Source organism: Bacillus sp. HNG, from assembly GCF_003400205.1.
In the GTDB taxonomy this organism is placed as follows: domain Bacteria; phylum Bacillota; class Bacilli; order Bacillales; family Bacillaceae_L; genus Ferdinandcohnia.
Genome location: NZ_QUQV01000013.1, coordinates 85,689 through 92,383, shown reverse-complemented (window position 1 = coordinate 92,383; position 6,695 = coordinate 85,689). Strand labels below are relative to the sequence as shown.

The 6,695-nt window shown below is 39.7% G+C and carries 4 protein-coding genes; 1 reads left to right on the top strand and 3 read right to left on the bottom strand.

Annotated features, from left to right (window positions below; all coding sequences use genetic code 11):
* Nucleotides 1–166: 166 nt before the first annotated feature.
* Nucleotides 167–3,250, bottom strand: a complete 3,084-nt coding sequence (locus DZB84_RS19650) for an efflux RND transporter permease subunit (protein WP_116354015.1) — start codon at nucleotides 3,248–3,250, stop codon at nucleotides 167–169.
* Nucleotides 3,251–3,348: 98 nt separating this feature from the next.
* Between DZB84_RS19650 and DZB84_RS19645 the strand changes: the two genes are divergently transcribed.
* The gene (locus tag DZB84_RS19645; RefSeq protein ID WP_116354014.1) at nucleotides 3,349–4,182 is read left to right on the top strand and encodes a TetR/AcrR family transcriptional regulator; all 834 of its coding nucleotides are present in this window, start codon (nucleotides 3,349–3,351) and stop codon (nucleotides 4,180–4,182) included.
* Between the two features lie 94 nt (nucleotides 4,183–4,276).
* Here the strand turns inward: DZB84_RS19645 and DZB84_RS19640 are convergent, their stop codons facing one another.
* Complete coding sequence (locus DZB84_RS19640; RefSeq protein ID WP_116354013.1) at nucleotides 4,277–5,539, bottom strand: glutamate-5-semialdehyde dehydrogenase; 1,263 nt, start codon at nucleotides 5,537–5,539, stop codon at nucleotides 4,277–4,279.
* A 13-nt stretch (nucleotides 5,540–5,552) separates the two neighbouring features.
* A complete protein-coding gene (gene proB / locus DZB84_RS19635; protein ID WP_116354012.1) occupies nucleotides 5,553–6,674 on the bottom strand; it encodes a glutamate 5-kinase in 1,122 nt (373 codons plus the stop codon).
* Nucleotides 6,675–6,695: the final 21 nt, after the last annotated feature.

Genomic DNA, 6,695 nt, shown 5'->3' with positions numbered 1-6,695 from the left:
GCTTCCCAATGTTGGTGTTTATCAAAAAATATTCTTCTCAATATATTGGTCTCCATAAAATGAAAATACCACAGCTTAAATGACTGTGGTAGACCCAAATTTTTATACTTTCTTATCTTTTAAAAAAAACCTACAAGATAGATATAACCTTGTAGGGCGTAAATGATTAGTTTTCTTGAATGTTTTTGCGGTCTTTCTTAAACATCTTGGATAAAATTTCATATACAATTGGAACGACTAGTAGTGTTAATAAAGTCGAACTTGCTAGACCACCGATTACGGTAATTCCAAGCCCTTTCGAGATTAAGCCACCGCCGCCTTCGCCAAATAATAACGGAATTAACGCACCGATTGTAGCAATTGCCGTCATTAGAATTGGACGTAAACGAGTGGAGCCCGCTTCAAGAACTGCTTCACGCATTGTCATACCATCGCGTTCCATATGAATAATTCGATCGACTAGAACGATTGCGTTCGTTACGACGATACCAATCAACATTAAGAGACCCATCATTACCGAAACGGAAATGGTTTCATCTGCAATCAATAATCCAACAAACGAACCAATAATCGCAAATGGAAGGGAGAACAGAATCGCAAATGGTGCAACCCCCTCACCAAATGTCACAACAAGAATAAAGTACACAATCGCAATCGCTGCAAGCATTGCAAGACCTAGCTGAGTAAATGTTTCAACCATGTCCGCTTGTACACCCGCAACTCCAAGTGTTACACCTTTAGGAAGGTCAAGTTCATCAATGTCTTTTCCGACCTTTGATGTTACTTTTGAAATATCGTCGCCGATAATATTTCCTGAAACAGAAGCATAGTACTCACCTTTGCTACGAGAAAGTGTATTTAAGGTTGTTCCTTCCTTAACCTCTACCAACTCTGAAAGCGGTAATGCCGTGCCTGTTGCTGTTGGAACTTGCGTTGCAAGAAGGTCATCAATTGATTTAGGTGCAGCGACTTTTTCCTGCTGAACAACAACCTCAATTGTATTTCCGTCTTTTTCAACAGTTGTTAGTACCTCTTGTGAACGATCTGGGTTTAACATCATGACAATCTGACCTGTTGTAAGCCCATATTGCAATAAGTTATCTTGCTCAACATGGAATGTGTACTCTACATACGCATCCTCCGCACTTGAAGAAACATCCTCCAAGCCGTCTGCATCTTTCATGACACCTTCGACCATATCTACTGCATCATAAAGTTTATTTAAATCTTCACTGTATAATGTATAGCTAACTTCACTTGAATTCATGGACATGGCAGAGAAGTTTTGGCTCTTCCACTCACCAGATTGACCAATATTGAACACATACTCTTCAATTTCTTCGCGGACTTCAGGGAAGTTATCCATTTCCGGGTCAAAAATGAGGTACATAAGTGCACCATCACCGCCGCCTCCCATCATCGCAGCCATCGGATCTCCGCTTTCCGTTACGGAAACTTGAAGAATATCAATATCTTCCCGTTTTAGTAACTCATCTTCAACGGCCGCCACATTTTCAAGCGTTTCGTCCTGTAACTCACCAGTTCCTGGTGTGTAGGTTAAATACATAACCTTTTCTTCTTCACTACCCATAAAACTAAAACCGATTAATGGTGTTAATGCTAAACTTCCGACTAATAGTAAGATAGAAATCACTGACACAATAATCTTATGGTTCAGTGACCAATTTAAAATGCCTTTGTACCAATTTGCAAGCTTACCTGCTTCTTTATGTTTCGCTTCTGTTTTTTCCATATAAAGCTGCTTTTTAAACAAGGTATGTGATAAAGCAGGAACAATGGTGATTGCCACTAGTAAGGAAGCACCTAGAGCGAATGTCATTGTTAATGCAAATGGCATGAACAATTCTCCAACCATTCCACCTACAAACACTAGTGGTGCAAATACAGCAACCGTAACTAAAGTTGAGGAAAGGATTGGTTTGAACATTTCAAGTGTTGCTTCGCGAATTAATGCGCGTCCATTTAGTTTCTCTTCTTTTAAATGGAGCCTTCGATAAATGTTTTCAACAACGACAATGGAGTCATCAATTACCCGTCCAATCGCAACGGTAACGGCTCCTAACGTCATTAAGTTTAATGTAATATCCATCCATTTCAACAGCAATAATGCCATAAAAATGGAGACTGGAATTGATACGATCGAAATTATCGTAGATCTGAAATTACGTAAGAAAAGTAAAATGATTAATACTGCAATCAAGCCACCAAAGAGTGCCTTTTCGACCATCGTTGAAACAGATTGTTCAATTGGCTCGCCTTGGTCGAGTGATACATCTATAGTAAGACCTTCAATTCTTTCTTGCTCATCTTTTATCAAGTCTTTGACTTCATTTACAACATCCACTGTGTTTGCTTGTTGCTCTTTAACAATTTGAATCGCGATTGCGTCTTTTCCATTCGTACGGGAAACAGATTGAACGCGCCCAACCTCTTCGATTGTTGCGATATCACCAAGCTTCACAAATGGTACAGGATTGTTTTCAGTAGGTGTAACAGGAATTACCATATCCTTTAATTCATCAGCTGTCATAAATTTTCCGTCAATCGCAACAGCTTGCTCACCTTCTTCAAATTCAAACAAACCTAATGATACAGCCATATCACTAGCTTGAATCATTTGCTTAACTGTGTCTTCTGATAAGTCGTACTTAGCCATTTCCTCTTTATTATAGGTAAGTTGTACTTCCTCAATATGCTGACCTGTGATCGTTGCGGAACCAACCCCATCCAGTTTTTCAATTTTCGGAAGTAAAACATCTTCTACTGTTGATGTTAATTCCACAATATCTTCAGCCGAACTACTTACGCTAAGTGCCACGACCGGCATCATATTCATGCTAATCGCTGTAATAACAGGCTCTTGTGCATTTTCTGGTAAAGTTACTGCGTCCAACGCAGACTGCAAGGCACGCTTTGCCTCATCCATATCCTCACCATAGTCATATTCAACTTGAATATTGGCCATGTTTGAATAGGAATTCGAATAGACAGATTTTACTCCATCCAGTCCTTCTACCGCTTTTTCAATCGGCATCGAGACATCTTCCATTACCTGTTCAGGAGTTGCTCCCGGATATACATCCATGACCATTAGGAAAGGAATTGATATATCTGGAATGGTTTCTGTCTTCATTTGTGTACCTGAGTAAATTCCAGATACCGTTATAATAATTGTTAATAACCAAACCGCTAGTTTGTTTTTTAGTACAAAATTGGCTATACCTCTCACACTTACACCTACCCTAGATTGACTTGTTTAACCCATTTATTTATAATAATGACCATTCAGTCATTTGTCAATGATAGACAGTGGGAGCGAAACAAATAATGGTAAAAAAGCAACTAATCATGGAAAAAGCGCTAGAACTGTTCGCAAAGCAAGGTTTTGAAGCAACTTCCGTTCAACAAATAACGGATCGATGTGGCATTTCAAAAGGTGCTTTTTATCTTTCTTTTAAATCCAAGGATGAATTAATCATTGCCTTAATCGATCAATTCATGGAAGAAATTTTTGCTAACATTGACCATCTAGTCAGAAATAAAAAAAATGAAGAAAATCTTCTCTTTGATTTTTACTATGTGAGCTTTCAATCGTTTGGACAGCATACGGAATTTGCCAATATCCTAATGAAGGAATACACGCAGTCTCTAAACGAACAGCTTATCCTTAAAATGCACAACTATGATAAACTTATTAATTCCACAATTCTTTTAATGATTGACCGGGTCTATGGTGAAAAAGCAGAGCATACGAAATATGATTTGCTCTATTGCATTAAAGGCTTTATGCGAATGTATTCTGAACTTTTTTTGTATCAAGGTTTTCCATTAGATGTGGAGGCCCTTTGTAGGTCCCTTGTGGAAAAAACGGATCTTTTGGCACAAGGAATGACCCTTCCGTTCTTACAAAAAGAGCATATGGACTTGTCAATTTTTCAACTACAGGGTGATGTAACAAAGGAAGAAATGGTTTCAATGATAGACGAGAAGGTAAAGGAATTGGAGGATTCTATCCAGAAGGAGTCATTACTGCTCTTACAAGAACAGATTCAAAAACAAACGTTTAGCCCTGCTATTATTAAAGGACTTCTTGAAAATATCCGTAACCATCCACATTGCAAGTGGATTGCCTACTTATTAGGTAGATTTTTTAAGCTTTAAGGGACAGATTCACTGACCTTCTCTGGGTCAATAGACCTGTCCCTACGTCCCATAAAAACACGGCAGATCTCTAACAGTTCTGCCGTGTTCGTCGTTATTGTATTTGGCCATTTCCGGTCATTAAGAATTTTACTGTCGTTAGGGCTTGTAACCCCATTGGTCCGCGCGCATGAAGTTTTTGGGTAGAGATGCCAATCTCCGCGCCAAATCCAAGGACTCCCCCGTCTGTAAATCTGGTAGAAGCATTATGGTAGAGAGATGATGCATCGACAAGCTTCATGAACAAATCTGCGGTTTCTTGGTTTTCTGTTATGATCGCTTCTGAGTGTTTAGTTCCATACTGTTCAATATGCTCAATTGCTTCGTGTACATGATCTACAATCTTCATTGCGATGTGAAGACTTAAGTATTCATTTGCCCAATCCCCCTCCCCTGCAGGGACTGCGTTTGGAATCACTGAAAGTGTCCTTTCATCCCCATGTACCGTGATTGAATGTTCCTGTAATGTCTTCACAAGCGCATCCTTATGCTCAAGAAACCAATCCTTCTGGATAAGGACTGTTTCTGCAGCATTACAAACAGCTGGTCGATCCGTTTTTGCATTCACAAGAATTGGTAATGCCTTATCGACGTCTGCATCGGAATCGATATACACATGACAGTTCCCAACACCTGTTTCAAGTACAGGGACTGTTGCTTGTTTCACAACCGTTTGAATTAAAGAAGCGCCGCCACGGGGAATGAGCACATCAATGTATTCTTTCATCGTAAATAATGGCTGCGTCGCTTCTCTATCTGTACTTGCAATAAATTGAACAGCTTCTTTGGGTATTTTCGTATGTTCAAGCGCATATTGAATGACATCAACAATGGCTTTATTTGTGTGTATGGCAGATGAGCCACCTTTTAAAATAATGGCATTCCCTGATTTCAACGCAAGTCCAGTAGCATCAACCGTTACATTTGGACGTGCCTCATAAATCATCCCAATGACGCCTAATGGCACAGTTACCTTTTTCACTTGTAAGCCATTTTCTAATGTCCAGTTTGAGATGACTCTATCTGTGGGGTCCTCTAGACCAGCAACCTGGCGAAGCCCCTCCGCGAAATCAAAGATACGTTCCTTCGTTAAAGTTAACCGGTCCATAAACGCAGGTGTGTAACCAGCTTCTTGACCTCTCTGCAAGTCCACCTTATTCGCTTCTAAAATGGACTCATATCCCGCTTCCAAATGTTCGGCTAAAATATATAAAGCTCTGTTTTTATCCTCTGTTGATAAAATACCTACTTTTTTTGAAGCCTTTTTTGCTGCACGCGCTTGTGATTGAATATCGACATTTTCTTTAACTAACGTCATGAAATTCCTCCCTTTAAACCCCAACCGTTATTGGAGCTTCAATATGACAAACAAAATCTCCCATCTCCATGATGACAGTAGAATCAATTGATGGAGCATTTTCGTCCTGAAGCATTTTTCGCAAATCGGCAGATGAAACCTTCACAACCCCGCGGGCTATTTCTTCATCATTTGGATTCATCACACGGACAACAGCACCTTTATCAAACCTACCATCGACCTGTTGAATCTCCTTAAGCCGCAAGCTTTTTCTCTTATTAACCATTCGGTCTGTCGCATGAGGATTTATGATAATTTCACCTTTAGAGCCTGAATGAAAAGCAATCCACTTTTTCTTTTGATCAAGTGTAGTCACGGACTTTTCACAAGTAAAATACGTACCCTTTGCCATTTCCCGTACTGCATCCAAAATGATATTCTCTGTATTGGCATTTCCCAAAAAGGTGGAGATTCCAGAAGCCATCGCAATCTTCACGGCTTCAATTTTTGACTTCATGCCACCTGTACCAATCGAGCTCCCGGACCCGCCTGCAGCATTTTCGATATCAACGGTAATTTCAGAAACACACTCAATTAGTTTTGCATCCTCATTTGTTGTCGGATTTTTATCATACAAACCATCTATATCAGATAAGATGACTAACTGGTCGGCATCTACTAATCCAGCAACCTTAGCCGCCAATGTGTCATTATCCCCAAAGTTCAAACGCTCAGTTGAAAGTGTGTCATTTTCATTGACGATTGGAATAATTCCTCGTTCTAATAAAACGTTTAAGGTGTTATGAACATTTTGGTAGCGCGACTCATCTAAAAAATCACTTCTTAATATTAAAATCTGTGATGCTACATATCCATGTGATAAAAAAAGATGGGAATAGGTTTCGATTAATAACCCCTGGCCAATTGAAGCTGCTGCTTGTTTTTCCGGCAATGAATCAGGACGTTTAAGACAGCCTAGTTTTCGATAACCAGCAGCGACGGCCCCTGATGAAACAAGGACAACCTCATGCCCGGCATCCTTTAGCTGAGCAATTTCATTCGCTAGTTTTTCTAGCTTTCTCTTACTAATTTCCCCATGACGGCTCGTTAATGAGCTACTTCCTATTTTGATGACGACTCTCTTTTCTATGGACATCCGATCAATCCTTATCTTTTT

Bases quoted from the DNA above. Each gene is read 5' to 3' on its own strand.
- DZB84_RS19645 (WP_116354014.1), top strand. From the start codon at position 3,349: ATGGTAAAAAAGCAACTAATCATGGAAAAAGCGCTAGAACTGTTCGCA.
- DZB84_RS19640 (WP_116354013.1), bottom strand. From the start codon at position 5,539: ATGACGTTAGTTAAAGAAAATGTCGATATTCAATCACAAGCGCGTGCA.
- proB (WP_116354012.1), bottom strand. From the start codon at position 6,674: ATGTCCATAGAAAAGAGAGTCGTCATCAAAATAGGAAGTAGCTCATTA.